Origin of the sequence: Olsenella profusa F0195 (assembly GCF_000468755.1) — a bacterium.
Taxonomy (GTDB): Bacteria; Actinomycetota; Coriobacteriia; order Coriobacteriales; family Atopobiaceae; genus Olsenella_F; species Olsenella_F profusa.
This window is the reverse complement of the sequence record NZ_AWEZ01000051.1, coordinates 1-547: the sequence shown is the minus strand read 5'-3', so window position 1 is coordinate 547 and position 547 is coordinate 1. Positions and strand designations below refer to the sequence as shown.

Here is a 547-nt window from a genome sequence, read left to right as displayed (position 1 = left end):
TCTACCAGTAGACCAAACGGGTGATGCTATACCCCTCTTGACCTGCGGTATGTGGCGTCGGTCATCACCAGGTGGCGAACCACCCTTTCCAGCTTGGGCCACGTCTCGTCGTCGCGCTTGACCCTGAAGAGGTGGACGTACCAGTCGAGGTAGTCCTGCAGGTTCTCCGGCCTCATCCCCGGGAACCGCCAAAGGTAGCGCTTGATCCAGGGGCAGAGGCTGTTCGCGAGCCGCATCCCCTCGAGGTGGGCGGGGTCGCGGGTGTCGGCCCTGTACGCCTCGTCGGTCCCGCCGAGCGCCCTGACGAGCGCCCCATGCGACTTCCCCATGTCGTGGACTATGGTGGAGCCCGGCGCTATGTGGGAGAGCGGCGCGTCCTTTATCCTCCCCGAGCCGGGCTTGCCGTGGCCGCAGACGACGGCGACCATGTCCTTGCGCGCGTCGATGGCCACGGCGATGCAGAGCTTGTTCCTGGACAGGCCGCTCCTCGGCCTCCAGTCCGGGTCCCCCATGGGCGAGGCGTCCGTCACGTAGGTCTCGTCGATCC

Annotated in this window: 1 pseudogene; it reads right to left on the bottom strand. The window is 66.5% G+C overall.

Annotated elements, in window-relative coordinates:
* Nucleotides 1-26 precede the first annotated feature (26 nt).
* Nucleotides 27-547 (bottom strand): annotated as a pseudogene (locus tag HMPREF1316_RS14465) (hypothetical protein); the annotation flags it as partial.